The organism is Bradyrhizobium jicamae (assembly GCF_001440395.1).
In the GTDB taxonomy this organism is placed as follows: Bacteria; Pseudomonadota; Alphaproteobacteria; order Rhizobiales; family Xanthobacteraceae; genus Bradyrhizobium; species Bradyrhizobium jicamae.
The window spans coordinates 1-24,143 of the sequence record NZ_LLXZ01000097.1 but is presented as its reverse complement, the minus strand read 5'-3'; the positions used below and the strand labels follow the sequence as shown (position 1 = coordinate 24,143).

Annotated in this window: 27 protein-coding genes, 1 tRNA gene and 1 riboswitch; of the genes, 16 read left to right on the top strand and 12 right to left on the bottom strand. The window is 63.2% G+C overall.

Annotation, left to right across the window (positions count from 1 at the left end):
- Positions 1 to 86: 86 nt before the first annotated feature.
- Positions 87 to 437, top strand: coding sequence for a RidA family protein (locus CQ12_RS15340; protein ID WP_057836135.1), 351 nt, complete (start codon positions 87 to 89; stop codon positions 435 to 437).
- 75 nt (positions 438 to 512) lie between these two features.
- Here the strand turns inward: CQ12_RS15340 and CQ12_RS15335 are convergent, their stop codons facing one another.
- Complete coding sequence (locus CQ12_RS15335) at positions 513 to 1,655, bottom strand: alpha/beta fold hydrolase (protein ID WP_245309929.1); 1,143 nt, start codon at positions 1,653 to 1,655, stop codon at positions 513 to 515.
- A gap of 108 nt (positions 1,656 to 1,763) precedes the next feature.
- A complete protein-coding gene (locus tag CQ12_RS15330; protein WP_057836134.1) occupies positions 1,764 to 2,183 on the bottom strand; it encodes a hypothetical protein in 420 nt (139 codons plus the stop codon).
- Between the two features lie 146 nt (positions 2,184 to 2,329).
- Between CQ12_RS15330 and CQ12_RS15325 the strand changes: the two genes are divergently transcribed.
- From CQ12_RS15325 to CQ12_RS15310, 4 genes are all read left to right on the top strand, one after another.
- A complete protein-coding gene (locus CQ12_RS15325; RefSeq protein ID WP_057836160.1) occupies positions 2,330 to 2,692 on the top strand; it encodes a nuclear transport factor 2 family protein in 363 nt (120 codons plus the stop codon).
- 170 nt (positions 2,693 to 2,862) lie between these two features.
- Positions 2,863 to 3,549 carry an RNA polymerase sigma factor gene (locus CQ12_RS15320; RefSeq protein ID WP_057836159.1) on the top strand — a complete coding sequence of 229 codons (687 nt, stop codon included), beginning with the start codon at positions 2,863 to 2,865 and terminating at the stop codon, positions 3,547 to 3,549.
- An 84-nt stretch (positions 3,550 to 3,633) separates the two neighbouring features.
- Positions 3,634 to 4,155 carry a DUF4142 domain-containing protein gene (locus tag CQ12_RS15315; protein ID WP_057836133.1) on the top strand — a complete coding sequence of 174 codons (522 nt, stop codon included), beginning with the start codon at positions 3,634 to 3,636 and terminating at the stop codon, positions 4,153 to 4,155.
- A gap of 10 nt (positions 4,156 to 4,165) precedes the next feature.
- A complete protein-coding gene (locus CQ12_RS15310) occupies positions 4,166 to 4,486 on the top strand; it encodes a cupredoxin domain-containing protein (protein WP_057836132.1) in 321 nt (106 codons plus the stop codon).
- 6 nt (positions 4,487 to 4,492) lie between these two features.
- Here the strand turns inward: CQ12_RS15310 and CQ12_RS15305 are convergent, their stop codons facing one another.
- Both CQ12_RS15305 and CQ12_RS15300 read right to left on the bottom strand, forming a co-directional pair.
- Positions 4,493 to 6,568, bottom strand: a complete 2,076-nt coding sequence (locus CQ12_RS15305; protein ID WP_057836131.1) for a methyl-accepting chemotaxis protein — start codon at positions 6,566 to 6,568, stop codon at positions 4,493 to 4,495.
- Between the two features lie 118 nt (positions 6,569 to 6,686).
- Positions 6,687 to 7,253, bottom strand: coding sequence for a hypothetical protein (locus CQ12_RS15300; RefSeq protein ID WP_057836130.1), 567 nt, complete (start codon positions 7,251 to 7,253; stop codon positions 6,687 to 6,689).
- 86 nt (positions 7,254 to 7,339) lie between these two features.
- Between CQ12_RS15300 and CQ12_RS15295 the strand changes: the two genes are divergently transcribed.
- Complete coding sequence (locus CQ12_RS15295; protein WP_157088234.1) at positions 7,340 to 8,551, top strand: hypothetical protein; 1,212 nt, start codon at positions 7,340 to 7,342, stop codon at positions 8,549 to 8,551.
- Positions 8,552 to 8,580: 29 nt separating this feature from the next.
- Here CQ12_RS15295 and CQ12_RS15290 read toward each other — a convergent pair.
- Positions 8,581 to 8,654 (bottom strand) — tRNA-Gly (locus CQ12_RS15290).
- Positions 8,655 to 8,852: 198 nt separating this feature from the next.
- On the opposite strand from CQ12_RS15290, the gene CQ12_RS15285 reads away from it, so the two are divergent.
- The 6 genes from CQ12_RS15285 (at position 8,853) to CQ12_RS15260 (ending at position 12,336) form a co-directional block, all read left to right on the top strand.
- On the top strand, positions 8,853 to 9,431 hold the full coding sequence (locus CQ12_RS15285; RefSeq protein WP_057836128.1) for a methylated-DNA--[protein]-cysteine S-methyltransferase: 579 nt from the start codon (positions 8,853 to 8,855) through the stop codon (positions 9,429 to 9,431).
- 9 nt (positions 9,432 to 9,440) lie between these two features.
- Positions 9,441 to 10,280 carry a helix-turn-helix transcriptional regulator gene (locus tag CQ12_RS15280; protein ID WP_057836127.1) on the top strand — a complete coding sequence of 280 codons (840 nt, stop codon included), beginning with the start codon at positions 9,441 to 9,443 and terminating at the stop codon, positions 10,278 to 10,280.
- A 53-nt stretch (positions 10,281 to 10,333) separates the two neighbouring features.
- Positions 10,334 to 10,693, top strand: a complete 360-nt coding sequence (locus CQ12_RS15275; protein WP_057836126.1) for a VOC family protein — start codon at positions 10,334 to 10,336, stop codon at positions 10,691 to 10,693.
- A gap of 143 nt (positions 10,694 to 10,836) precedes the next feature.
- On the top strand, positions 10,837 to 11,238 hold the full coding sequence (locus CQ12_RS15270; protein WP_057836125.1) for an SRPBCC family protein: 402 nt from the start codon (positions 10,837 to 10,839) through the stop codon (positions 11,236 to 11,238).
- Entirely contained in the window at positions 11,235 to 11,765 is a 531-nt protein-coding gene (locus CQ12_RS15265; protein ID WP_347337429.1) for a hypothetical protein, read from the top strand. The genes CQ12_RS15270 and CQ12_RS15265 overlap by 4 nt, the downstream gene beginning before the upstream one ends.
- A 97-nt stretch (positions 11,766 to 11,862) precedes the next feature.
- Entirely contained in the window at positions 11,863 to 12,336 is a 474-nt protein-coding gene (locus CQ12_RS15260; RefSeq protein ID WP_057836124.1) for a hypothetical protein, read from the top strand.
- 114 nt (positions 12,337 to 12,450) lie between these two features.
- Here CQ12_RS15260 and CQ12_RS15255 read toward each other — a convergent pair whose 3' ends face one another.
- Positions 12,451 to 13,890, bottom strand: coding sequence for an MATE family efflux transporter (locus tag CQ12_RS15255; protein ID WP_057836123.1), 1,440 nt, complete (start codon positions 13,888 to 13,890; stop codon positions 12,451 to 12,453).
- Positions 13,891 to 14,129: 239 nt separating this feature from the next.
- Here CQ12_RS15255 and CQ12_RS15250 point away from each other — a divergent pair, with 239 nt between their 5' ends.
- Positions 14,130 to 15,464, top strand: coding sequence for a PQQ-dependent sugar dehydrogenase (locus CQ12_RS15250; protein ID WP_057836122.1), 1,335 nt, complete (start codon positions 14,130 to 14,132; stop codon positions 15,462 to 15,464).
- A 126-nt stretch (positions 15,465 to 15,590) separates the two neighbouring features.
- On the opposite strand, the gene CQ12_RS15245 is transcribed toward CQ12_RS15250, so the two are convergent.
- Positions 15,591 to 16,697 carry a 2'-deoxycytidine 5'-triphosphate deaminase gene (locus tag CQ12_RS15245; protein ID WP_057836121.1) on the bottom strand — a complete coding sequence of 369 codons (1,107 nt, stop codon included), beginning with the start codon at positions 16,695 to 16,697 and terminating at the stop codon, positions 15,591 to 15,593.
- 122 nt (positions 16,698 to 16,819) lie between these two features.
- Positions 16,820 to 16,899, top strand: a riboswitch (SAM riboswitch).
- A 70-nt stretch (positions 16,900 to 16,969) separates the two neighbouring features.
- Between CQ12_RS15245 and CQ12_RS15240 the strand changes: the two genes are divergently transcribed.
- Entirely contained in the window at positions 16,970 to 18,163 is a 1,194-nt protein-coding gene (locus CQ12_RS15240) for an O-succinylhomoserine sulfhydrylase (RefSeq protein ID WP_057836120.1), read from the top strand.
- Positions 18,164 to 18,199: 36 nt separating this feature from the next.
- Here CQ12_RS15240 and CQ12_RS15235 read toward each other — a convergent pair whose 3' ends face one another.
- The 3 genes from CQ12_RS15235 to CQ12_RS15225 are packed head-to-tail and all read right to left on the bottom strand — an operon-like array spanning position 18,200 to position 21,240.
- Positions 18,200 to 19,213, bottom strand: coding sequence for an SGNH/GDSL hydrolase family protein (locus CQ12_RS15235; protein WP_057836119.1), 1,014 nt, complete (start codon positions 19,211 to 19,213; stop codon positions 18,200 to 18,202).
- A gap of 12 nt (positions 19,214 to 19,225) precedes the next feature.
- On the bottom strand, positions 19,226 to 19,987 hold the full coding sequence (locus tag CQ12_RS15230; RefSeq protein ID WP_057836118.1) for an SGNH/GDSL hydrolase family protein: 762 nt from the start codon (positions 19,985 to 19,987) through the stop codon (positions 19,226 to 19,228).
- Positions 19,984 to 21,240 carry an OpgC domain-containing protein gene (locus CQ12_RS15225; RefSeq protein WP_057836117.1) on the bottom strand — a complete coding sequence of 419 codons (1,257 nt, stop codon included), beginning with the start codon at positions 21,238 to 21,240 and terminating at the stop codon, positions 19,984 to 19,986. Before CQ12_RS15225 ends, CQ12_RS15230 begins: the two co-directional genes overlap by 4 nt.
- Before the next feature lie 254 nt (positions 21,241 to 21,494).
- On the opposite strand from CQ12_RS15225, the gene apaG reads away from it, so the two are divergent.
- Positions 21,495 to 21,887, top strand: a complete 393-nt coding sequence (gene apaG / locus CQ12_RS15220; protein WP_057836116.1) for a Co2+/Mg2+ efflux protein ApaG — start codon at positions 21,495 to 21,497, stop codon at positions 21,885 to 21,887.
- Positions 21,888 to 22,091: 204 nt separating this feature from the next.
- Here apaG and CQ12_RS15215 read toward each other — a convergent pair whose 3' ends face one another.
- Positions 22,092 to 23,135 carry an AraC family transcriptional regulator gene (locus tag CQ12_RS15215; protein WP_057836115.1) on the bottom strand — a complete coding sequence of 348 codons (1,044 nt, stop codon included), beginning with the start codon at positions 23,133 to 23,135 and terminating at the stop codon, positions 22,092 to 22,094.
- Between the two features lie 113 nt (positions 23,136 to 23,248).
- Between CQ12_RS15215 and CQ12_RS43775 the strand changes: the two genes are divergently transcribed.
- Entirely contained in the window at positions 23,249 to 23,401 is a 153-nt protein-coding gene (locus CQ12_RS43775) for a hypothetical protein (protein WP_157088233.1), read from the top strand.
- Between the two features lie 157 nt (positions 23,402 to 23,558).
- Here CQ12_RS43775 and CQ12_RS15210 read toward each other — a convergent pair whose 3' ends face one another.
- Positions 23,559 to 23,936: a hypothetical protein gene (locus CQ12_RS15210; protein WP_083519296.1), complete on the bottom strand. Its 378-nt coding sequence runs from the start codon at positions 23,934 to 23,936 to the stop codon at positions 23,559 to 23,561.
- Positions 23,937 to 24,143: the final 207 nt, after the last annotated feature.

Here is a 24,143-nt window from a genome sequence, read left to right as displayed (position 1 = left end):
GCATCGGTGCAATCGATGCAAATAACGCAGTGGCGCTCAAGGCGTCAGCACGCTAAGAAACCGCCGCCCCCTATCAGGAGAACAAAATGACCATCCAGCGCTTCGAAACCGGACCTCGCATGAGCCAGGTCGTCGTCCACGGCAACACCGTCTACCTCGCTGGCGTCGTCGCCGGCAAGGCGGCCGGCAAGAGTGTGACCGAGCAGACGCAGGACATTCTGTCGATCATCGATGGCCATCTCGCCAAGGCCGGTACCGACAAGTCGAAGCTGCTGTCCGCCAATATCTACATCACCGACATGAAGACGTTTGGCGAAATGAACGCGGTGTGGGACAGCTGGGTCTCGGCCGGCAACACCCCGGCGCGCGCGACCGTCGAGGCCAAGCTGGCGGCGCCGCAATACACCGTCGAGATCATGGTGGTCGCGGCGAAGTAAGTCCCCATCGCTTCACAGTATTCATTCAAATGCCCCGGATTGCAGATGCGATCCGGGGCATTTTCGTTTTGCGCCTTACGCGCTGATCCTTGCGCCTGCGACATCGCCGATGTCGGCCTGAAGCCAGCGGGCGATCCGGCGCCAGGAATGGCTCAGGGCCTTGCTTCCCATGAACAGGCCGAGATGGCCGCACGGCTCGCAGGCGCGTTCCAGCCACGCCGGTTGCGTGCCGAGCAGCCGTGCGGTGGCAAACGCCTGATTGCGCGGAACGACGATGTCGCTCTCTCCCGCCAGCAGGAAAACCGGCAGGCGCACCTCGGCGAGATCGATCTTGCGGCCGAGCGCAACGAAGCGCCCGCGCGCGATCTGGTTCTTGCGAAACACCCGCTCCGTCACCTCGAGATAATACGTCCCCGGCAGATCCAGCGCCGCACGATCCCAGCGCTCGAAGCGATCCAGCAGCATCTGCGCCTCGTCCGATCCGTCACCGAGATCCCGCTGCAGCGCTGTTTCCACATCGTGCTGGCTGAACGGAATGTTCCAGAACCGCAGCATGTGCTCGCCGCTGACGACGCCGTCGCCCTGGCGCACCATCTGCTCGAACGCCGGCTGGGGAAGCGCGGCCACCATCTTCGAGAGTTCCGACGGCTTGGAAACATCGACCGGGGCGCCGGCGAGCACCAGCCGCCGCACCTTGCCGGGAAAACGGGCGGCATAGATCAGCGACAGCCACCCGCCCTGGCACAGGCCGACAAGATCGACCGGTGCGCCGATCTCGTCGATCGCCACGTTGAGATCGGCAAGGTAATTGTCGATCGACAGATGGCGCATCTCCGGCGTGGCCGAGCACCAGTCCGAGACATAGACGCGATCGATGCCGCCCTTGTGCAGCGCCTCGACCAGGCTGTGGCCCGGCGCAAAGTCCGCGATCTCTGCGCCGTGCAGCGCATAGGGCGCGCAGACGAGGACCGGCTGTTGCTCCGCTTTCCCTTGCAAGAATTGCCGCAACCGCATCGATGGAAGTTGCAGCGCCACCGTATTTGGCGTGGTCCAGGCGAGCGGCGCTTGCTCGGGCGCGCGGGAAGGCGCTGGCCTGGAATCAGCGAACCATTGTGCGTAGCTGTCGAGCGCCAGCCTGGTGGCTTGCAGCGGCCACAGCCATACCTGTTGCGCCCAGTCGGCGCCCGCATGCGGCTGCGGCGTTGTCTTTTCCGTCACGGCTGGGCTTTGACCTTGATCAGGAACCGACGAGGTTGAGGCCATGATCTTACGCCAGATCCGGCGCAGAACCCAGCCCAATCGAGCATGCGAGAAACGGGTTTCGCCTCACAGCAATATGCAGGATGAGTATCTGTAGCTCGGAAGACGAACGAGCAACCGGTCTCCATTCTTGACCTGAAGCGTCGCCGTGAGGAGTTCGATAAAGAGCGTGTTGGCGCGATGAGGCGAACGATGCGCCACATAGATCCACGCCGGTTGCGGCTTCGCGGCCCGATCGCACAGCTCGACATCTATTCGCGTCAGGCTGAACTGCTCCTTGAATCCCGGATCCCATTCGATCGGCGAGGTCGTATGATCGGGATTGAGGATGCGCAGCGGGTATTCGAGCTGAAGATTCAGGGTGCCCCACCGGTGCACGTCCCTGATATCGGGAAATTCCCTGACGAGATGCGCGTATTGCTTGGCGACGGTCGTGGTGGCGAGCCCAAGACCGGAAATCTTCGTTCCTGCAACAATTACCGACATACGCGCTCGCTTCCTGCCTTGCGTCACACCACAAATTCGAAATCCCAAACCTCCGAGGCCGATCCATGACCTCCGAGGTAATCGATCGTCCCGCGCCGGCTTTCTATGGTCTGCCGATCCGCTCGGCACCAATGAAGGAGAACATCATGACCGACGTCAACACGATCGCCCGCAACTACATCGACCTGTGGAACGAGCGGACGCCCGGCCGCCGTCGCGAAATGCTGGCCGCGAACTGGACCAGCGACGCCCGATATGTCGATCCCCTAATGTCGGGCGACGGCCATGACGGCGTCGACGCGCTGATCGCGGGCGTGCAGCAGCGCTTCCCGGATTTCCAGTTCAGGCTGATCGGCGAGCCCAACGGCTTCGGCGACCACCTCCGCTTTTCCTGGGGACTTGGCCCCGACGGCGGCGACAGCCCGATCAAGGGAACCGATTTTGCGGTGCTCAGCGACGGCCGCATCCGCAGCATTACCGGGTTCCTGGATCAGGTGCCCGCGGCGTAACGGATGTGTAGGGTGGGCAAAGCGAAGCGTGCCCACCATTAATTGCGCGAATGAGAGATGGTGGGCACGGCGCAAACGCGCCTTTGCCCACCCTACGGCCCCGAAATATTTCAGGAACCTTCCCGCTCCTTCCGCATCCAATCCCCAATACCCTGTTATTGGTGGACATCATGCGTCAGGTCCAGATACCGAAGATCGCGCCTCTCGACACCGGCGACACCGAACTCGTGCGGCGGGCGCTGGCCCGCGACGAGGCGGCGGTGCGCGCGATCATGCAGGCGAACAACCGCCGGCTCTACCGGCTCGCCCGCGGCATCCTGCGCAACGACGGCGAGGCCGAAGACGTCGTGCAGGAGGCTTACGTCCGCGCCTTCACCCATCTGGAGAGCTTTCGTGGCGATTCCAGCCTGTCGACCTGGCTGTCGCGGATCACCATGAACGAGGCGCTCGGCCGGCTGCGCCGCCAGCGGCCCACGGTCGAGATGGATTCGCTGCCGCAGGGCGCGCTTGAAGCCCAGATCATCCCATTTCCTCTTGCCGCTTCAGACGATCCGGAAAAATCCATGGCCCAGCGTGAAATCCAGCATGTCGTCGAGCACGCCATCGATGAATTGCCGGAAGCGTTCCGCCTCGTCTTCATTACCCGCGTCATCGAGGGGATGAACGTGGAGGAGACCGCCGAAATTCTTTCGCTGAAGCCGGAGACGGTGAAGACCCGCCTGCACCGCGCCCGCGCCATGCTGCGCGACAATGTCGAGCGGAAGATCGGCCCCGTGGTGATGGAAGCGTTTCCCTTTGCCGGTCGGCGCTGCGAGCGGCTGACGGATGCCGTGCTGAAGCGGCTCGGTTTGGCCTGAGAATTTCGGGAACGTCCGCACGCTTCCGTCATCCAACTCCTGTGCAACAGCGCGCGGCTCGCCGCGCCACAGGAGTGTCAAACCATGTTCATTCGATTGAGCGCGGCGATCGCCGCACTAGGCCTGTTGACCGGCGCCGCGCTGGCGCAAGGCGCAAAGCCCACCGACCCGCAGATCGCGCATATCGCCTACACCGCCGGCGTCCTCGACATCAACGCCGCCAAGCAGGCGATTTCGAAAGCCAGCAACAAGGACGTGAAGGCGTTCGCACAAGACATGGTGCGCGACCATGAGGCCGTGAACAAACAGGCGCTCGACCTCGTCAAGAAGCTGAAGGTGACGCCGGAAGACAACGACACCAGCAAGGCGCTGTCGAAGCAGGCGGCCGACAAGCTCGCCGAGCTCGACAAGCTGAAAGGCGCCGAATACGACAAGGCCTACGTCGCCAACGAGGTTGCCTACCACAAGGCCGTCAACGGCGCGCTGGAGACGCAACTCATTCCGTCAGCCAGCAACGCCGAGCTGAAGAGCCTGCTGCAGACCGGCCTGAAGATCTTTCAGGGCCACCAGCAGCACGCCGAACAAGTCGCCGCCAAGCTGAAGTAGGGAGCCTGCCATGCGTCCGGGACGCTGTCTGCTTGTCATGATCGCCTTGCTGATCGGCGCGATGGCCGTCCCGGCGCATGCGGCGACGATACAGATCACGATCGACAATCTGGTGTTCGCGCCGGCCGAGGTCTCGGCCACGGTCGGCGACACCATCGAATGGATCAACAAGGACGTATTCGTGCACACCGCGACCGCGCGCAACGGCGATTTCGATGTAAACACGCCGCCGAAGAAGACGGTGACGTCGGTTCTGAAGAAGGCCGGCAGTGTCGAGTATTACTGCCGGTATCATCCGAACATGAAGGCGGTGCTGACGATCAAGCCTTAGCGCGGCTCAAGCCGCGCGCACCGAGGAGAGGAATTTTCCGACCTCGCGCTTCAGCCGGTCGCTTTCGCCCGACAGCGATTTGGCGGCCGTGAGTACCTGCGCCGAAGCGGAGCCGGTCTCGCTGGCGCCACGCTGCACGTCGGTGATGTTGGCGGAAACCTGCTGCGTGCCGTGCGCGGCCTGCTGTACGTTGCGGGAAATTTCCTGCGTCGCCGCGCCCTGCTCCTCGACAGCGGCGGCGATGGTGGAGGCGATCTCGGACATCCGCCCGATGATATCGCTGATCTCCTTGATGGCGCCGACCGATTCCTGGGTCGCAGCCTGGATGCCCGAAATCTGCTGGCTGATTTCGCCGGTCGCTTTTGCGGTCTGTTCGGCCAGCGCCTTCACTTCGGAGGCTACCACCGCGAAACCGCGTCCGGCCTCGCCCGCGCGCGCCGCCTCGATGGTGGCGTTCAGCGCCAGCAGGTTGGTCTGGCCGGCAATGGTGTTGATCAGCTCCACCACGTCGCCGATGCGGGCGGCCGCCTTGGCGAGCTCGGCGACGCGGTCATTGGTCTTCTGCGCCTGCTCCACCGCCTCATTGGCGATGCGCGCCGAGCCCTGGACCTGACGGCTGATCTCGTTGACGGACGATGCCATCTCTTCGGTGGCGGATGCGACCGACTGCACATTGGTGGAGGCTTCCTCGGACGCCGCCGCAACCATGGTGGTCAGTTCTTCGGAACGCTCCGCGGTCGCCGTCAGCGTGCCGGCGGAGGCTTCCAGCTCGGTCGAGGCAGACGCAACGACCTCGACGATCTCGCCGATCATTGCCTCGAAATCGCTGGTGATCCGGTCGACCCGCTGGCCGCGCTGAATCTTTGCATCGGCTTCCACAGCAGCCGCTTCGTCGGCGGCTTTCTTGGCAATGAGCGCGTCCTTGAACACCTGCAGCGAGCCCGCCATGGCGCCGATCTCGTCGGCACGCGCGATGGTCGGGATCGCGACGTCATGCCGGCCCGCGGCGAGATCGCCGACCACGCCGGTCAGGTTCGCCAGCGGCATAATCACGCGCCGCCGCAGCATCACGGTGACGCCGGCAAGCACGGCGAGCAATGCCATGACGGCAAGGCCACCCAGCGCCAGCATCGTCAAGGCAGCATCGCGCGCGGCACCTGCGCGTTCGGCAGCTTCCGCCAGCGCGGCATCACGCACACCAAAGAAGGCCTGCACCGCTGGCACGATCGTGCTGGCGAGCTGATCGGAGTTGATGCCGAACTTGCCATCGTTGCGTCCCGCCGCCACTTCCTTGTCAAGCCATGGCGCGGCCTTTCCGAAATAGGCCTCGACTGCGTCGTTCATCGCTTTCGCAAGACGGGGCGGACTTCCGATCTGATCCACACCGGCCTCGATCCGTTCGCGGTCGAGATCCACGCGGCCCTGGGCGCGGTCCATGCTGGATATTTCAGCCGCCGTCAGTGGACGTCGGGTGCTGATCGCAAGCGAGACCGTAGCAGCCCGGCCGCCGGCAGAGATCCGCAGATCCTGCGACGTGCGGGCGACATTCAATAGCGCGGTCAACGACGCATCCGCCATCGCGACCTGATTTTCAAGGCGGTTCAACAACGGCTCGAGAATCCCGACAACCGCGGCAATGCCAGGCAGGAAGCCTTTGATATCGGCCTGATCGCGCGCACTCATCGGCAGGCCCATCGCGCGATCGCTCGCCGAGCGAACCTCGGCCAGCTTGGCCGCCGCCTGATTGAGGCCCTGGATGATCGCCGCGCCATCGCTGAGCGCGCCGACCGCGGTCCGCGCCTTTGCGAACGCTGCATCTGCCGTCTGCACGGCCTTCGCGGCAGCATCGAGCTGGGCCTGCGTCGCAGCGCCTTCCTGAAACAAGGGACCGACATAAGGCGCGCGGTAACCGGCGACCTGCTGGCCAACCGCCAGCACCGTGCCATAGGCCTCCACCGCCTTGATCGCCTCGCTCTTGCTGGCAAAGGTACGATATTGCGGAACGAGAACGCCGGCGCCAAGGACGACCGCCAGGATCGTCACCGAAAGCATCGATAGTGCAAAGAGCCGACCGATCCGCATGTTGTGTTTCCGCTGAGTGGAGGAGCGGTCAAGGTAGGCGGAACCCGGCTAAGGCAGCCTTAATGCAGGCTTTAATGCGGGGCGGTAGAACTACGGGGCTGTATGCGGCTCCGGCACGTCAGTACCGCCGCAAGATCATCGTCAGCCGCACCGCCACCGCCGCCTGCCAGAGCGGATAGAGCAACGAGACCTTTTCGTCGAACCCGAGCGCATCATCGAGCGCTAGCAGCGTGCCGGCCAGCGCGCCCGTGATCAGCATCGGCGACCAGGCCGCAAGCTGCCGCGGCCCCGCCGGCAACAACGCCATGCCGAACGCCATGATGGCCGTACCGATGAGCCCGCCGGTCAGGCCCGCGAGGAGATAGCGCATGGCCCGCGGCGCATCGCCGGTATTCCCCTCGACGAGGACCGCGGCATCCACCGCACAGACGAAAGCGATCATGGTGACGACGGCGGCGATCAGCGCCGCCCACCACCGGTTGGCGCTGAAACGCCACACGAGGACGAAGACGAGCACGGCGAACGGCACCGCGACCAATGAAATGCGAAACTGCCCGTTGGGTCCGGTGATCCTGTCGATCAACAGCGGCGACAGTGGCGTGAGTATGCCGGTCAGGATGCCGCCGGCGGCGGCCATCAGGAGATTGTTGCGGATGGTGTCGGAGGAAGTGATCGCTTCGGTCAACGCCCAGCTCCGTGCCCTATCGTTGAACCCGGCACCATTCCCGCTCCCCTTTGAAAGGTTGACACGGCGCCCTGCACAGCCATGGGTTGCTGGCGCTATCCAGCTCATCCCCTGCAGAATGTCGTCCCTCCCACCTTATCGCGTTTGACCAGCAAATGAGAGTAGTCCGTCGCCTGTTTCTCGGCCTCGCCACGGCCATGGCCGCGCTTGCCCTGGCGCTTCTCTCCCTGGCCATTGTCGCGACCATCAAGTTTTACAGCGACCGCGACCCGGCCTTGTTCGCGAGTCCCCTTGCGACAAGCTCCGTTGCGCATCCGAGGCTTTCGGCCGCTGAACGCAAGAGCATCGCAACAGAGTATCCAGCCTATTTCAGCCGAGGCAAGGAGCAGACATATCTGACGCTGGCCGAGTGGTACCAGGTCTACAGCTACAATGAATTCGGCGATTTCCTTGCGAGCGGAGGACGGCAGACAGACTTTCCGTTTGCAACGGCCATCGGGAATTTCTGGAGCTGCTACTTCCTGTCGCTCGAGAAAAGCAAAGGTCAGGAATTCAACTGGCAGTACAATTTTGTTTCCTGGGTCATCGGCATCAATCTGACGGTCGAGTACGGCGTCAAATTCGTCTACGAGAATACGGTCGGCCGCATCACCCAGGCGATCGCGGGGAGCGATACCGAGGTCGATCGGTTCATTGCAAAATCCTGGAACAGCTACGCCAAGACGCTGTATCAGACGACGTGGTATCACTACCCCTACTTCGCCGATCTCTCGGGTATCTGGCGCGAAACTGCGCTCTTCAACGGAGCGTTCGTCAGGAATGCCGAGCGGAAAATCGCGTTCTCGGTCTCGTACCTGCTCAAAGGCTCATACGCGCATCTGTGGCTCCTCAGCGCGGAGCAAAAGGATAATCAGACGTTCAGCGTCGTCCAATCAGCCAATCGCGCCCATTTGGATGACGACCGCATCAAGGTCCTGAAGGAACTGAGCGGCAATCGCTTTCTCATCGAAACCGAACGATACGCAGGTTTCAAAACCGCGCTTGTGAAGCTGATCGAGAATGACGTTTCGTTCATCGAGATCATGGGACACGACACGATCGCGCTCGCGTATCTATCGAAGAACGCCGAGGAGCCGATCTCGGCGTCAGCCAGAGTGATCGACCGGCGAGAGTTATTTTACCATCCGGAGGGGGACCGATACAGGATCACCCTCGAGGTACGCGTCGACGCGCTGAAGGATACGCTACGCCTGATCGGCGAAAACGGTTCGAAATTTGAGATGATCTATGATTTCTGAACCCGAGACGTAGAAGCCTGGGCGGAGATTGGAGCGGGCGAAGGGAATCGAACCCTCGTATGCAGCTTGGGAAGCTGCCGTTCTACCATTGAACTACGCCCGCGGATCGCTCTTTCATCGAGCATGATCTTTTCGGAAAACCGGCGACCACTTTTCCGGATCATGCTCCCATGATTAGCCGACCGCGCGCCATTCGCCAAGCTGTTCCATTCGCGATTCCGTCTCACTGTTAACTTCCCCAAAATTCCGGATGCGATTCATCGCGCCGATGCTATGATTCCAAATCAGGGCTGGGCGGCGTATGACGGGGCGTAGGTACACCATTTTTGACACGGCGATCGGCCGCTGCGGGATTTCGTGGAGCCCGGCGGGCATTATCGGCGTGCAGCTCCCTGAAGTCCGCGAGATCGATACGCGGCGGCGGCTCTATCAGCTTTATCCTGACGCCCGCGAGCTTCCCCCGCCTGCGAACGTGCAGGTCGCGATCGAAGGCATCGCAGCCCTGCTGCGCGGGGCGGCGTACGATCTTGCCGACATCGCGCTGGATATGACCGGCATTCCCGCCTTCAACCAGCGTGTCTACGCCTATGCGCGCCAGATTCCGCGCGGCGAGACCCGGACCTATTCGGAAGTGGCCAGCAGCCTTCGCGCCTCCGGCGCGGTCTATTCGGTGTCGCAGGCGATCGGCCGCAACCCCTTCATGATCATCGTGCCCTGCCATCGCGTCCTCGAAGCCGGCAATTACGCCGACAAGATCTCAGCCCATGGCGGGGCGGTATCCAAGCGGCGGTTGCTCTCGATCGAGGGTGCCAGCCCGACCGCCAGCAAGACATTGTTTGACGTGTTGCTGCCGGTTGCACCGCCCCGTGCGCATTCCTAAATCTGCGGGATGATCGCGACCACGCTCATCGAGCGCAAATCCATCTCGGTGTCGGACTTTCGCTGCAGTGCGGGGCCCGGCGATACGCCGTTTGCGGAGCAGCACCGCTGCCACTCGATTTCCTATGTGCGTAAGGGCAGCTTTGGCCTGCACTGCCGCGGCAAGTTCAATGAGCTGGTGGCGGGATCGGTGCTGATCGGCCATCCCGGCGACGAATATACCTGCATCCATGAGCACGTCTGCGGCGACGAATGCCTTTCGTTCTTCCTGAGCCCTGAACTGGTGGACGCGCTCGGCGACAGCCAGACGCCGTGGCAGATCGGCGCCGCGCCGCCGCTGCCGGAGCTCGTGGTGCTGGGCGAGCTGGCGCAATCGGCAGCAGATGGCAGCAGCGACATCGGGCTCGACGAGATCGGCCAGGTGCTGGCGAGCCGCTTTGTCGAAGTCGTTTCCGGCAAGCCGCGCAAATCCGGTCCCGATGCGGCGCGCGACCGCCGCCGCGCGGTGGAAACCGCACTGTGGATCGATGCCAATTCGCACCGTCAGATCAACCTGGAGGACGCGGCCGCGCAGGCCGGGATCAGCCCGTTTCATTTCCTGCGGCTGTTCTCGGAAGTGCTCGGTGTCACCCCGCACCAATATCTGGTGCGCTCGCGGCTGCGCCATGCCGCGCGGCGCCTAGCCGACGACAACAGCGCGGTTACCGATATCGCCTATGACGTCGGCTTTGCCGACCTCTCCAATTTCGTGCGCACCTTCCATCGCGCCGCCGGCGCCTCGCCGCTGAAGTTCCGCCAAGCCTCGCGGGGCCAGCGCAAGATTTTCCAAGAACGGCTGGCCTTCAACTAGCTAGGCTTTCTCCAGGCCGCGCAAGCTCGCGGCATTTTCGACTGGAGAAAATCATGTACGACCACATCGGATTACGTGTCGGCGATCTCGACGCCAGCGTGCGCTTCTATACCGCGGCGCTGGCGCCGCTCGGCTTCGTGCTGTGCTCGCGCGACGATTCCGGCGCAGGCTTCGGCCCGAAGGACGCGCCTGCGCTCTGGCTGCATCTGCACAAGGGCAAGGCCGCGACCGGCGCGCATGTCGCGTTCCGCGCCAAGGATCATGCCGCGATCAAGAAATTCCATACCGAAGGCCTGAAGGCCGGCGGCCGCGACAATGGCGGCGCCGGGACGCGCGCGGACTACGGCCCGACCTATTACGCCGCGTTCCTGATCGACCCCGACGGCAACAATGTCGAGGCTGTCTGCACGTAGCGCGCCACCAGCACGTAGGTGCGTAGGGTGGGCAAAGCGAAGCGCGCCCACCATTCAAGACGGCGATCGCAGATAGATGGTGGGCACGGCGCAGGTGCGCCTTTGCCCACCCTACAATTCCCCAACAACAACGGATTAGAATCATGGCCTCCATCCACAAAGAGATCATCATCGACGCCAACCCCGACGACGTCTGGAACGCTCTGCGCGATTTCGGTGCGCTGCATACGCGGCTCGTGCCTGGCTTCGTGACCGACACCAAGCTCGATGGCGATGCACGCATCGTCACCTTCGCGAACGGCACGGTGGCGCGCGAAATTCTGGTCGACTGCGACGAGACGCGGCGGCGGCTGGTCTATGCCATCGTCAGCGAGCGCATCAGGCAGCACAGCGCTTCTGCACAGGTCTTCGCCGCGAGCGGCGGCCGCACCCGCTTCGTGTGGATCGCCGATGTACTTCCGAACGAGCTCGCGACCTACATGGACGGACAGATGGATCTGGGCCTGGCCGCCATGCAAACGGCGCTGGGGCGCAGCGCGGCATGATGTCAGCGTTTCTCGACGCCCTCGGCGCGGACGGCCCCTCGGCCGACCGCGCCGGCAAGATGGATCTCTACGGCCGCTTCGTCGGCTCCTGGGATCTCGACGTCAGGCAATTTTCCGAAGACGGCACGGAGCGCCGTCGCGCCGGCGAATGGCATTTTGGCTGGGCGCTGGAGGGGCGCGCGATCCAGGATGTCTGGATCGTTCCGCCGCGGGGTGAGGCACGCCACGGTGATGCCGCAGCCAGCGTCAACTCCTACGGCACCACGCTGCGCGTCTACGATCCCGATATCGACGCCTGGCGGATTCAGTGGACCGATCCGGTGACGCGGAATTTCCTGCAGATGATCGGCCGCGCGCAAGGCCGCGACATCGTGCAGTTGGGCACGCGGCCGGACGGCCAACTGGCCCGCTGGAGTTTCGCAGACATCACCGCCGATTCATTCCTCTGGCGCGGCGAAGTCTCGGCGGATGCCCGCGCATCATGGCGGGTCATCACCGAGTTCACTGCCCGCCGCAGAGCATCGTGATCTTTCTCACAGACCGCCTCACCACCCGCTCCTAGCCTCGGCGTGTGCGTCCGAATGGCGCCGCGCCCGCGGCCGCCCGCGCATGAGGAGCAGAACCATGACTGGAGCTGACAAGGTAGTCTGCCAGGCGGCCACGCTGCTGTTGCTGTTCACCCTGATCTCGACGCCGGCGAAGGCGCAGTTCGCCGGCGGCGGCGGACAGGACATGATGACGCAGATGGCACCGATGCTGGAAATGATGAAGGCGAAGATGGGCAAGCGCCGCTTCGCCGCGATGATGCAGACCATGGGCCCGATGATGAGCCGCATGATGGAAGGCGGCGGTGGGGGTCTTGGCGGAATGATGGGCGGTGGCATCCCCGGCGGTTTTGGCGGGGGGATTCCGGCCGGCGGCGGTTACATGTCCGATAGCTACGGTATCAACACCGGCGGCATGAACTTCGGCGGCGGCGACTTCATGGGCATGCTCGGCGGCGCCGGCGGCAGCGAGTTGATGAGCATGGTCCCGCAACTGATGCGCATGGCCAATGTCGGCGGCGGCCGCTCGGGTCGGCGGCATCGACGGCGGTAGTTGCATCCGTCATTCCGGGATGGTCCGAAGGACCAGACCCGGAATCTCGAGATTCTCAGGTGCGCAACTGCGCACCGTAGTTCGATGCTTCGCATCGCCCCGGAAAGACAGTGATCACGACAACGCCGGCTTCACCCCGGGCACGCGCGGCTTCGGCCCCCAGCGGGTCAGCACCACGCTTACACACGACAGCACGCCGAGCAGCACCATCGACGACGCCGCGAGCACGAAGAAATTCTGCGCAGTGGCGTCGTGCGACAGCAACCACCAGCCACCGGCGCCGATGAACAGGAGCCGCGCGGTTTGCGCCAGCACCGGCCCGATCACCTTGGCCGCGCCTTGCGACGAAAAATAGCACGTCGTGGCAAGGCCGAGGAACGCATACATCGGCGCCGCCGTAGACAAATACTGCCGGCTGGCGGCACGCACGCTCGGATCATCGGTGAACAGGTTCACCCAGATGTCGGGGAATACAGAGATGAAGGTTGCAACCGTGCCGACCGAGACGAATGCAACGATCCCCGCGATCCAGCAGATCCTGCGAGCCCGCGCAATGCGCTCTGCACCGACAGCCATGCCGACCATCGGCACCGTGGCAATGCCGACGGCGAATGCGATCGACGTCAGCATGAATTCGAGTCGCGCGCCGATGCCGTAGCCGGCCAGGATCTCGGTGCCGAAACTTGCCAGCATGTGGGTGAAGATGCTGATGGTCAGCACCGACTGCAGCGGCGAGAAGCAGGCGATGGCGCCGACCTTCAAAATATCGATGAACATCGGCCAGCGAATGCGAAGCCCTCGGATCTTGGGAACGACACGCGCGCGGCCCGAGAACAGATACCATGTCATCACGGAAATGCTGATGAGGTAGGCGATCAGCGAGCCGGCCGCGACGCCGCGCATGCCGAATTGCGGGATCGGGCCGAGGCCCAAACCGAGCGTGCCGCCCAGAATGATCTGACAAACGGACGACGACAGCATCAGGAGCGACGGCAGCTTCATGTTGCCGGTGCCGCGCAGGATGCCCGACATCGTGTTCATCAGCCACGGCACCACCGCGCCGCCGAAGAAGATTTGCGTATAGGCAACCGCCAGCGTCAGCACATTGCCGCGGCCGCCGAGCAGTTCGAGCAGCGCGGGCCCGAAGATCAGCATGCCCAGCATGAAGACGAGGCCGAAGCACAGGCCGATCAGCAACGCGTGCGAGGCAAGGGTGGAAGCGCGGTCGCGGTCGCCGGCGCCGAGCGCGCGCGCGATCGCGGATGCCACGCCGCCGCCCATGGCGCCACCGGACATCGTCATGGTCAGGATCACGGTCGGAAACACCAGCGCCATGGCGGCCAGCGCTTCCACGCCCAGGCGTCCGATATAGGAGGTTTCGGCGATAACGACGCAGGTGCCCGCGGTCAGCGCGATCACGTTCGGCCAGGCGAGCCATAACAGCGTGCGCAGGATCGGCCCGTCGAGCAGCGCGTTCTTCGCCCGCGGCTCCGGCGGCGGAAGCGGACGCTCCTTTTCGTCTACGGGAATTTCGGCGACGCCGAGGTCGGACATTTCTGCTCCCCGCGCGCGGTCTCTCGTGGCCGTGGCGCGCGCTTTTCCTAGCATGGCGTGGGGCGATTCCGCGTGCACCGGGCGCAATGGGGGCCTGCGGGATTGCAGGCGAGGAGCCATACGCCCACCACCTGCGCGGGCCGCGCCGCCGGCCAGCCACTTCACAGGGAATTCATGCCGACGCGACGAACGTTCGAGCCGCCACCGCATTGGTAGAGCAACAACCCGGGAACCTCGCCATGCGCAAGCAAATCCCCTTGGCCATTTGCGTCGGCGTGTTGGCGCTGCCGTTGACCGCCTGCAACGACCCCAAGGACACCGCGACCGTGGCGCAGAGCTATGGTCCCACACCCACGCTGCCGCCGCCGGAACATTCATGGATCCCGACGGTTGAGATCGCCTCGGTCAACCGCTGGCCGGATGGCGCCAGGCCGACCGCCGCCAATGGCATGACGGTTACCGCTTTCGCCACCGGGCTCGATCATCCGCGCACCGTCTACACGCTGCCGAACGGCGACGTGCTGGTCGCCGAGAGCAACGCGCCGCCGAAACAGGGCGGCTTCAGCATCAAGGGCTTCATCTACGGGCTGGCGCAGAGCAAAGCTGGCGCAGGTGTGCCGAGCGCCAACCGCATCACGTTGCTGCGCGATGCCGACGGTGACGGCGTCGCCGAGACCCGCAGCATCTTCCTGAGCAATCTGAATTCGCCGTTCGGCATGGTGTTGGTCGGCGAGGATTTCTACGTCGCCAATGCCGACGCAATCATGAAATTCCCTTACCGCGAGGGCGACACCAGGATCAGCGCGGCCGGCGTCAAGCTGGCGGACCTGCCCGGCGGCCCGCTCAATCATCATTGGACCAAGGACCTGACGGCGAGCGCCGACGGAAGCAAGCTGTATGCGACCGTCGGGTCCAACAGCAATATCGGCGAGAACGGCATGGAGGCCGAGAAGGATCGCGCTGCCGTGCTGGAGGTCGATCGGGCCAGGGGCCAATGGCGCGTGTTCGCGTCAGGCCTGCGCAATCCCAACGGCCCGGCCTTCAATCCGACGACGGGCGAACTCTGGGTCGTCGTCAACGAGCGCGACGAACTCGGCAACGATCTGGTGCCCGATTACATGACCTCGGTGAAGGATGGCGGGTTCTACGGCTGGCCGTACAGCTATTTCGGCGACCGCGTCGACACGCGCGTCGAGCCGCGGCGGCCCGATCTGGTGCAGAAGGCGATGGCGCCTGATTATGCGCTCGGCGCGCATACGGCTTCGCTCGGGCTTGCCTTCAACACCGGAAATCTCTTCCCGCCCGACATGGAAGGCGGCGCCTTCATCGGCCAGCACGGCTCGTGGAATCGCAAGCCCCGTGCCGGCTACAAGGTGATCTTCGTACCCTTCAAGGACGGCAAGCCATCGGGTCCGCCGAAGGACGTGCTGACCGGCTTCCTCAACGACAACGGCGAAGCGCAGGGCCGCCCCGTCGGCGTGCGGCTCGACAAGCAGGGTGCGCTGCTGGTGGCCGACGACGTCGGCAACACGATCTGGCGGGTGACGCCGGCGGCGAAATCGGCGGCGCGGTAGGGCTTCGCCGTCATTGCCTGCGACAAACGCGTAGCGTTTGCGCAAGGGAGCGCAAGCGACGAAGCAATCCACCTATCCGGTATGCCGTGCGATAGATTGCTTCGCTTCGCTCGCAATGACGGCGAGCTACACCCGGAAATGCTTGCTCAGCTTCAACCCCTGCGCCTGGTAGTTCGAGCCGATGCGCTGGCCGTACATGGCGTCGGGGCGCGAGAGCATTTTCTCGTAAACCAGCCGGCCCACGATCTGGCCGTGCTCGAGGATGAACGGCACCTCGCGCGAGCGCACTTCGAGCACGGCGCGTGCGCCCTTCCCGCCGGCGCCGGCATAGCCGAAGCCGGGATCGAAAAATCCCGCATAATGCACGCGGAATTCGCCGACCAGCGGATCGAACGGCACCATCTCCGCGGCGTAATCCGGCGGCACCTGCACGGCTTCTTTCGAGGCCAGGATGTAGAATTCGCCGGGATCGAGGATCAGGCTGCCGTCGGGGCGCGCCGGAATCGGCTCCCAGAATTCGTCGATGCCATAGCCGCCGCGACGGTCGACATCGACGACGCCGGTGTGGCGCTTGGCGCGGTAGCCGACGAAGCCGCCGGAATTCTCGCCGGACAGATCGACCGACAGCGCGACGCCATTGGCGAGATCGGCATCGTCGATATCGACCAGCCGCTCGGCGTCATGCAGCGCATCGAGTTCGTCGGCACTGAGGATGGCGTCGCCGGTGCGGAAGCGCACTTGGCTGAGCCGCGATCCTTCGCGGAGCAACACCGGAAACGTCTTCGGGCTGATCTCGGCATAGAGCGGGCCGTGATAGCCGGCGCCGATCATGTCGAAGCGACGGGTGCCGTCGGCGATCACGCGCGTGAACACGTCGAGCCGTCCCGTCGAACTCTTCGGATTGGCGGCGGCCACGATCTCCGGCGGCAAAGCGAGACTTTCCAGGAGCGGGACGATGTAGACGCAATTGGTCTCCAGCACCGCGCCGTCGGAGAGATTTATTTCATGCAGCTTTAATTCGTCGATGCGCTCGGCGACCGTGGCGTCCGGCCCCGGCAGGAAGCTTGCGCGCACGCGATAGGCGATGTCGCCGAGCCGCAGGTCGAGGCTGGCTGGCTGGATCTGGCTTTCGACAAAGGGATAGGCCGGCAGGATCAGGCCCGCATCCGCCATCGCCGCAATCATGCGGTCGGGCAAAATCCCGTTGGCGTCGGGCGGTAGCGTGAACGACACGGCGCGGTCCTCTGAGGTGGCCCTTTCGGATGCCCAAATGTCATCCAAACCTCGTAAATATGGGCTTTTAGGGGTTATCCGATGGCCGCCTTGACTGAAAGGGCGCAAGCGAATATCAGCATGACTTATCCCGTGGTGATTTGAGCCGGCCGGCTTGCAGCCACGTTAAATAAATCGCTAAACAGGCCGGGGACACGTGTGATCCCGGCCTGTGGAAATATTTCCAGGCCGGTTTTTTGTGACCATTTTCCAGTGGTCACGGCGGAGGTCACATGTCTGAAGTTGGCTCTACCAAGCGCTATCGTCCCGAAACCCGCCTCGTGCATGGCGGCACCCTGCGCTCGCAGTTCGGCGAGACGTCGGAAGGGCTGTTTCTCACCCAGGGCTATGTCTACGACAGCGCGGAGCAGTGCGAGGCGCGCTTCAAGGGCGAGGATCCCGGCTTTATCTATTCGCGCTATTCCAATCCCACGATCTCGATGTTCGAGCGCCGCATGATCGAGCTCGAGGGCGCTGAAGCCGCCCGCTCCACCGCCACCGGCATGGCCGCGGTAACGACCGCGATCCTGGCACCCCTCAGGGCCGGCGATCACGTGGTCGCCTCGAAAGCCCTGTTCGGCTCATGCCTTTACGTCGTGCAGGACCTGCTGCCGCGCTACGGCATCGAAACGACGCTGGTCGACGGTCTCGATCTCGACCAGTGGCAGCGCGCCGTGCGGCCCAACACCAAGACCTTCTTCCTGGAGAGTCCGACCAATCCGACGCTCGACGTGCTCGATATTCCGGGCATTGCCGAGATCGCGCACAAGGGCGGCGCCCGGCTGGTCGTCGACAACGTCTTCGCCACCCCGATCTGGCAGAGCCCGCTGTCGCTCGGCGCCGACGTCGTGGTCTATTCCGCGACCAAGCATATCGACGGCCAGGGCCGGTGCCTCGGCGGCATCATTCTCTCGTCCGAAGCCTTCATCGCCGAACACCTTCACAACTTCATGCGCCAGACCGGGCCGTCGCTGTCGCCGTTCAACGCATGGGTCCTGCTCAAGGGCCTGGAGACGCTTGGCGTGCGGGTGCGCGCGCAGACTGATAATGCGGCCAAGCTCGCTGAGGTGCTGGCAAGCCATCCGAAGATCTCGCGCCTGATCTATCCCGGCCGCGCCGATCATCCGCAGGCGGCGCTGGTGAAAAAGCAGATGCGCGGCGGCTCGACGCTGGTCGGCTTCGAGGTGAAGGGCGGCAAGGCGGCAGCCTTCCGCGTCCTCAATGCGCTGAGACTTGCCAAGATCTCCAACAATCTCGGCGACGCCAAGAGCCTCGTCACCCATCCCGCGACGACGACGCATCAGCGGCTGACGCCCGAGGCGCGTGCCGAACTCGGCATCAGCGAAGGCTTTATCCGCTTCTCGGCAGGGCTCGAGCATGCCGACGATCTGATCGAGGATGTTGCGCAGGCGCTGGAGAGGGCGTGAGGGACTTCACCCTCCCCTGGAGGGGGAGGGTGACGGCTACATCGGTCGATAGGCCCGCACATCCGCGGGCACGGCGACGCCGAGCTTGATCTGGCCGACCGACCTGATGATGTCGTCGCCGAGCAGTTGCGCGAAGCAGGCGTAGCCCCAGTCGCTCATGTGCAGGCCGTCGGCGATCACGAAATTCTCGATCGGGATCGCCTGCTTTTCGTGCCAGTCCTTCATCACCGCAAAGCGCGGGAAGACGCCGACCTTGCGAAGCTCGGCGACCTTGTTGAGCAGGTTCATCATCTTGCCTGCGCTTTCGGCGTGCTCGTTGACGCGCGGCGAATATTGCGGATCGATCAGCACGACGTCGGCGCCCGCGGCCTGAATGCGCCCGATGCCTTCCTCGACGAGTTTTGCGGTCTCGGCGGGATCGAGGTTGCGCAGCACCGCGTTGGTGCCGACCTGCCAGATCACCAGATCCGGATGCATGTCGAGAACGGAGGTCTCCAGCCGCTTCATCATCTCCGGCGCGTCCTCGCCACCCTTGCCGGCATTGACGACGGAGATGTTGGCGGTCGGATATTGCCGGCGCAATTGCGCGGCGAGGCGGTTGGGGTAGTTGAAGTCCGGCGAGGTCGCGCCGTAGCCCGCGGTCGACGACGATCCGAACGCCACGATCACCACCGGCAGGCCTGCGACGAGCTTGTTCGCGACGCGCGGCAGCGACCCCATCGATTTGGAGCCGCCCTTGGGCGGCAGGCACGGAACGCGGTTGAAGATGTCGCTGGCCGATTTCGCAACTTCCTTCACCTTCTCGATCGCCTTGCCGGTAACGCCCTTCTGCGCCGCCGGATTGACGGCAACCGGGGCTGTGGCCTGTTGCGAGGTGGTTTCGGCCGGCTTCCTTTCAGCCTTGCTTTCGGTTTTGGCGCTATCGGACAGTGCCGCCTGCTGGGCGGTCTGCTGCGGGGCGGTCTGGGCATGCAGCGAAGCAGGCAGCAGCAGCGCCAGGCCTGCGGCGGTCAGCAATGTCGAAAAACGAAAAGGGCAGTAACGACTCATCAACGCTAGTTCCTAATTCTGCTGCGCCTGGTCGAGGCGGGCCGCGTCGAGCACGAATTTCGACAATGCGCGGCCGAGGCAGGCATGAACCCGTTTGGCCATGTCGGTGCCGTGAAACGTACTGAACAGGTCGAAATCTCCGGCGTCGTTCCAGTGGCGCATGATGGCAAAGCGATCGAACAGCGGAACCCCGTGCTGCTGCGCCACGACGCGCATATTATCTAGGTACGGCGGCGCGGAAATCATGGTTTCCGTCCGCGGGCTGTATTGCAAATTGACCAGAACCACGTCGACCCCTGCATTTTGCAGCGCAGCAACCCCATCGTCGATGGCAGTGCGAAAATCGTCCGGATCGACGGATCGCATAGCATCGACGGTTCCCGTCTGCCAGATGACCAAAGTAGGGCTTTTTGCTTCCACCAGCTTAACGAGGCTGTGGTCGACCTCCTCGGCGGTCTTGCCGTTCTGTAGTTCTACGGAGAGGTTGACCGGGATCGAGGGCAGCTTCTCCTTCAGCGCCGCCTGCAGCTTGGCCGGATAGGCGCTGGCTTCGGAGGCCGCGATGGTCGACGACCGGCTCCCGACCACCAGGACGGTCAGCGGGCGGGCATTCTTGACGGCCTCGGCGACCTTCGGAAGCGTACCCTCGGTGGAGAGAAGATAGCCTGGAACTTCGCAGGTCGGAGGGGTGGCCTCCTGGGCGCGCGCGGAACCCGTGGCTGCCAGACCCGCGAGCAGCATCAGGGCCAGCACAGCTCCGAAGCGGGGCCTCATACGCTTCCCCCCGCCAGATCGGCATTGATGACCGGCTTTTTCGTTTTCGACGCTCCCTTGTCGGCCGAATGTTTGTACCACGAAATAACCCACGCCACGCCCCACATGATGAGGATACCGGCAAGGCTGATCAGGGCGTGCATCAGGGCACCCCCGCCAACTTCGGCCAGCACGAAATGCCCCGCAAAGGCCAGGAAGACGCCCAGGCAGAATATCTCAAGCGAATGCTGGCCGCAGAGGATCAATGGTCGCAGCCAGCGCGATTTGAGCCCTGACCAATCCCTGGGCAGGAAGCGCACAGTGAGTGCCGCCAGCGCCAGGAAATGGGCGAACCGCAGCACATCCAGATCGGTCTTGGTGATCGGATACATCCACTGTTCGAGCCGCTTCGGCATCAGGAAGCTGAGCTGCGGAATGTGCCAGGTCAGGGTGACGAAGAACGCAAACGAGAGATAGACAATGCAGATCCACATCGTCACCGGCGACGACAGGATCCGCGACATCCGCGCCGCACCGCCGAGCGCGCACCAGGCGCCGAACACGAACAGCAATTGCCAGGCGAACGGATTGAAGATCCAGAACCCGCTCGGGTAGGCCGTCAGATACCAGTCGAACTGCCAGGTCAGCACGTAGAGCAGCACCGACAGCGCCAGCCCGATGTCGGCCCGCCACTTCAAGAGCCACAGGATGACCGGCAGGAACAGCATCAGCACGATGTAGAGCGGCAGCACGTCCATGTTGACGGGACGGAAGCGCAGCAGCAGCGCCTGGATGATGGTGACATCGGGCTGCTTGAGGAAATCCATGATGCCCATTTCTTCGCTGTAGAGCGGGTTTTCGAAACGGGTGGCGACGTAGGATATTTCGGCGAGGAAGATCGTGAACAGGAAGACATGGGCGACATAGATCTGCCAGACACGCCGCATGATGCGCGCGGTCGCCACCACGAAGCCGGCCTCCAGCATCGCGCGGCCGTAGACGAAGGCGGCGGTGTAGCCGGAGATGAAGATGAAGATTTCGGTGGCGTCGGAGAATCCGTAATTGCGAATCGTGAACCAGGTCAGGATGTTGGTCGGCAGATGGTCGATGAAGATCAGCCACAGCGCCATGCCGCGAAACAGGTCGAGCCGCAATTCGCGTTCGCCGGCCATCGGAAAGGCAATCGCCGGCGCGGCCGCGGCGGCCGCCTTTGCATCGCTGGCCTTGGCGTCGCTGAGAGGCGTTCCGGCAACTGGATCGGCAATGGACGACATCGGGCACCGTTTGGGCAGTTGAGCTTCACGCGTGCACTGTCCGGAAAAGATAATATCGGCCCGCCACTTGCACACAAGATACACAAGCAGGAGATACGGAGCCGGGCAGCGCGCAGTTGCGCTCTAGAATGGAACTATGTTGAAACCGCGATGAGGTAAGCGGCAACCCCAAGCGGAAACACGATGGGGCGGAGATTGGTTCCCCCGGCATTCCCGGCTATGATGCGAGACAGGATTTCCGAAAGCTTGCCCGCATGTACCGCGCCGTCACCCGTCAGATCGAAGTCACCGTCGAACCAAACTTCCTCCCCGGGCGCTCGTCGGTCGACAAGGGGCAGTACTTCTGGTCCTACACGATCGTCATCACCAATACCGGCGCCGAGACCGTACAGCTTCGCACCCGGCACTGGATCATCACCGACGCCACCGGCCGCAAGCAGGAAGTCCGCGGCGAAGGCGTGGTCGGCGAGCAGCCTGTTTTGGCGCCGGGCGAGCGCTTCGAATACACCTCCGGCGTACCGCTGCCGACCGCCTCGGGCTTCATGAGCGGGCGCTATCAGATGGTCAACGAAAGCGGCGAGCGTTTCGAGATCGATGTGCCGACGTTCTCGCTCGACAGCCCGGATAACCGGCGGGTGTTGAATTAGGGGCATCTTCTTCCGCCCGTCATTGCGCGCGAAGCCGTAGGATGGGTTTCGCTGCGCTCTACCCATCCTACGATTCCGAATACGACTTCATGATCTCGCGGCGCATTTGCGTCCGAGCTTTGTATCTTCTTGATTTGCCCGTCGGGCAGTCACATACAAGATCACATATGTCGGTCCCGTCTGACACCCGCCACTATGGATACTTCAGCGCGAAAGCCGAAGCTCTCGGGGCGACTTGCCAGTCCAGCGTCGACAGGCGTGACTGAACGAACTCGCTTCCTCGAAACCGAGCAGCCAAGCGATCCTCGATATCGGCATGTTATCATCCTCCAAATAGCGGATGGCCAGGCTCGCCTTGAGCTGCTGGAGGATCTCATTAAATGTCAAACCCTCTTCGGCGAGCCTCCGCACCAGCGTCCGCTCGCTCATCCCAAGCTTTTTGGCGACAACATTCGCCTTCGCCTGGCCGTGCGGAAGCAAGGGAGAGATGGCGTTCTCCACCGCGACGCGGAGACTGCCGCTTTTGCCTTTGCGAGAACTAAGGCTCTCCTCGCAGACCTTGACCAGGATCTTGTTCAGCCGCGCGTCGGCATCGACCAGCACCCACCCTGCCGAGCCAGCCGGGAAATTGATCTCGTCAGCATTAGCGCCAAATTCGAGGCCGTTCCCAAGCAAGCCGGCAAACTTCGCGACGCCTCGCGGCCGGACGTGACTGATGGATACCCGTTTGGGAAGAAACCGACGACCACTCAACACGCAAGACGCTCGTACCAGTGCGAAGATGCAGAATTCAATCTGCTGCTGATCGGCATGGCGTGGAATGCCCGAATAGATCAGGCGCAGCGTGGGCTCACGTCCTTCCTGATACTGAAGTACGACCGCTTCATTGGTGATGCGGCTGTAGCGCGAGGCGCGCTTCAGCGCCTCTCCAAGCGTCTCGGAAGACGCCATGACGTAATAGAGCAATCCGAGATCTCTGAGGTCAAACTTTTCTGCGAGGCTAAAGCCAAGGAGATTATCGTTGAGCGCTTCGGCGGCGGCTCCGAGAAAAGCGATTTGGTTGGAAGCAAGAATGCGTCGATCGGGATCATCGATCTGATCTATGGTCAATCCGGTGCGCGATAACAGGGGCTCCAGCTTGACGCCCGCCCTGCGCACGCGATCGGCAGCCAGGCGCGACAATCCTCCCTGCACCGTCGGGAGCCTCGACAGTTGCTTGATCGATCGTCGCGTCGAGCTTTGCTGCATCGTTCGCAACCACGTCTTTGGCGGAGAATAACAAGAAGTTCCCCTGACCACAACTTACGACTCCGCAGTCGCGCTGACATCAACGCGCGCGTCAAACAGGGAAGGAGTAGACAGTGATCTCGAAGACCACCTGCAACGCCGCGCTGCTGCGTTCACACATCGATCGGCTAGCGTTACAACTGATGCGGATTCAGCTGATCAGATTGCGGCTGCGCGTCGCACGCCATACATTGGAGAAAGCCAAAGGTGCTGCACCGGTGGCGTGACGTTGCCTTGGTTCGTAAAGGTGGACAAGGCGACGTATCCGCCGTAGCTCGAAGAGCGAAGGCGCAAGCGTGCTCACCATCAAACAGCGCGATCGGTGATGGATGGTGGGCACGTCGCTGACGCGGCTTTGCCCACCCTACGGCTACATCACTGCGGCTACATCACCCGGATCGGAAACCTGATGCGACCGCCGCTTCCCGCCGGAAACAGAACCTCCAGCACCACGTAATCAGGTCCGAGATATCCGCGTTGCGAAACGTAGGTCGCCAGCACGCCCGGCACGCGGCGTCGATTGCAGACGCTTCTGATATTGGCCTCTGGAAATCTCGGGAAAACACCGGCTGGACGAATGCTCACCCGGCCGTGTTCAGGCGACTGCACGACCCGCACCACCACGTTGCCGGCGGAGCTGCAATCCGGATTGGTTGAATAGCCTTCATAGAGTATCAGCGGCTTGCCGGAGGCCACCGCCTTGTCCGCCTGCGCGGAGACGACCGACAGCAACAGTCCAAGACACGTCAGTACAATTCGCATTTTATCGCTTCCCCTGCCCATTAGGCCGTCGGGAGACGGCAGGAGAACTTACACGCAAGAATTGCGCGGCGTCGAGGGGCGTTGCCCTACGCCACACCGGCCTCTCATACAGGGTGAACTGGTAAACCGCGGAGCAGTACGTAGGGCGGGTTAGCACTACTGAGTCAAGCGGTCGCAGTCCTTGAGGCCGTGAATCAAGTATTTGAT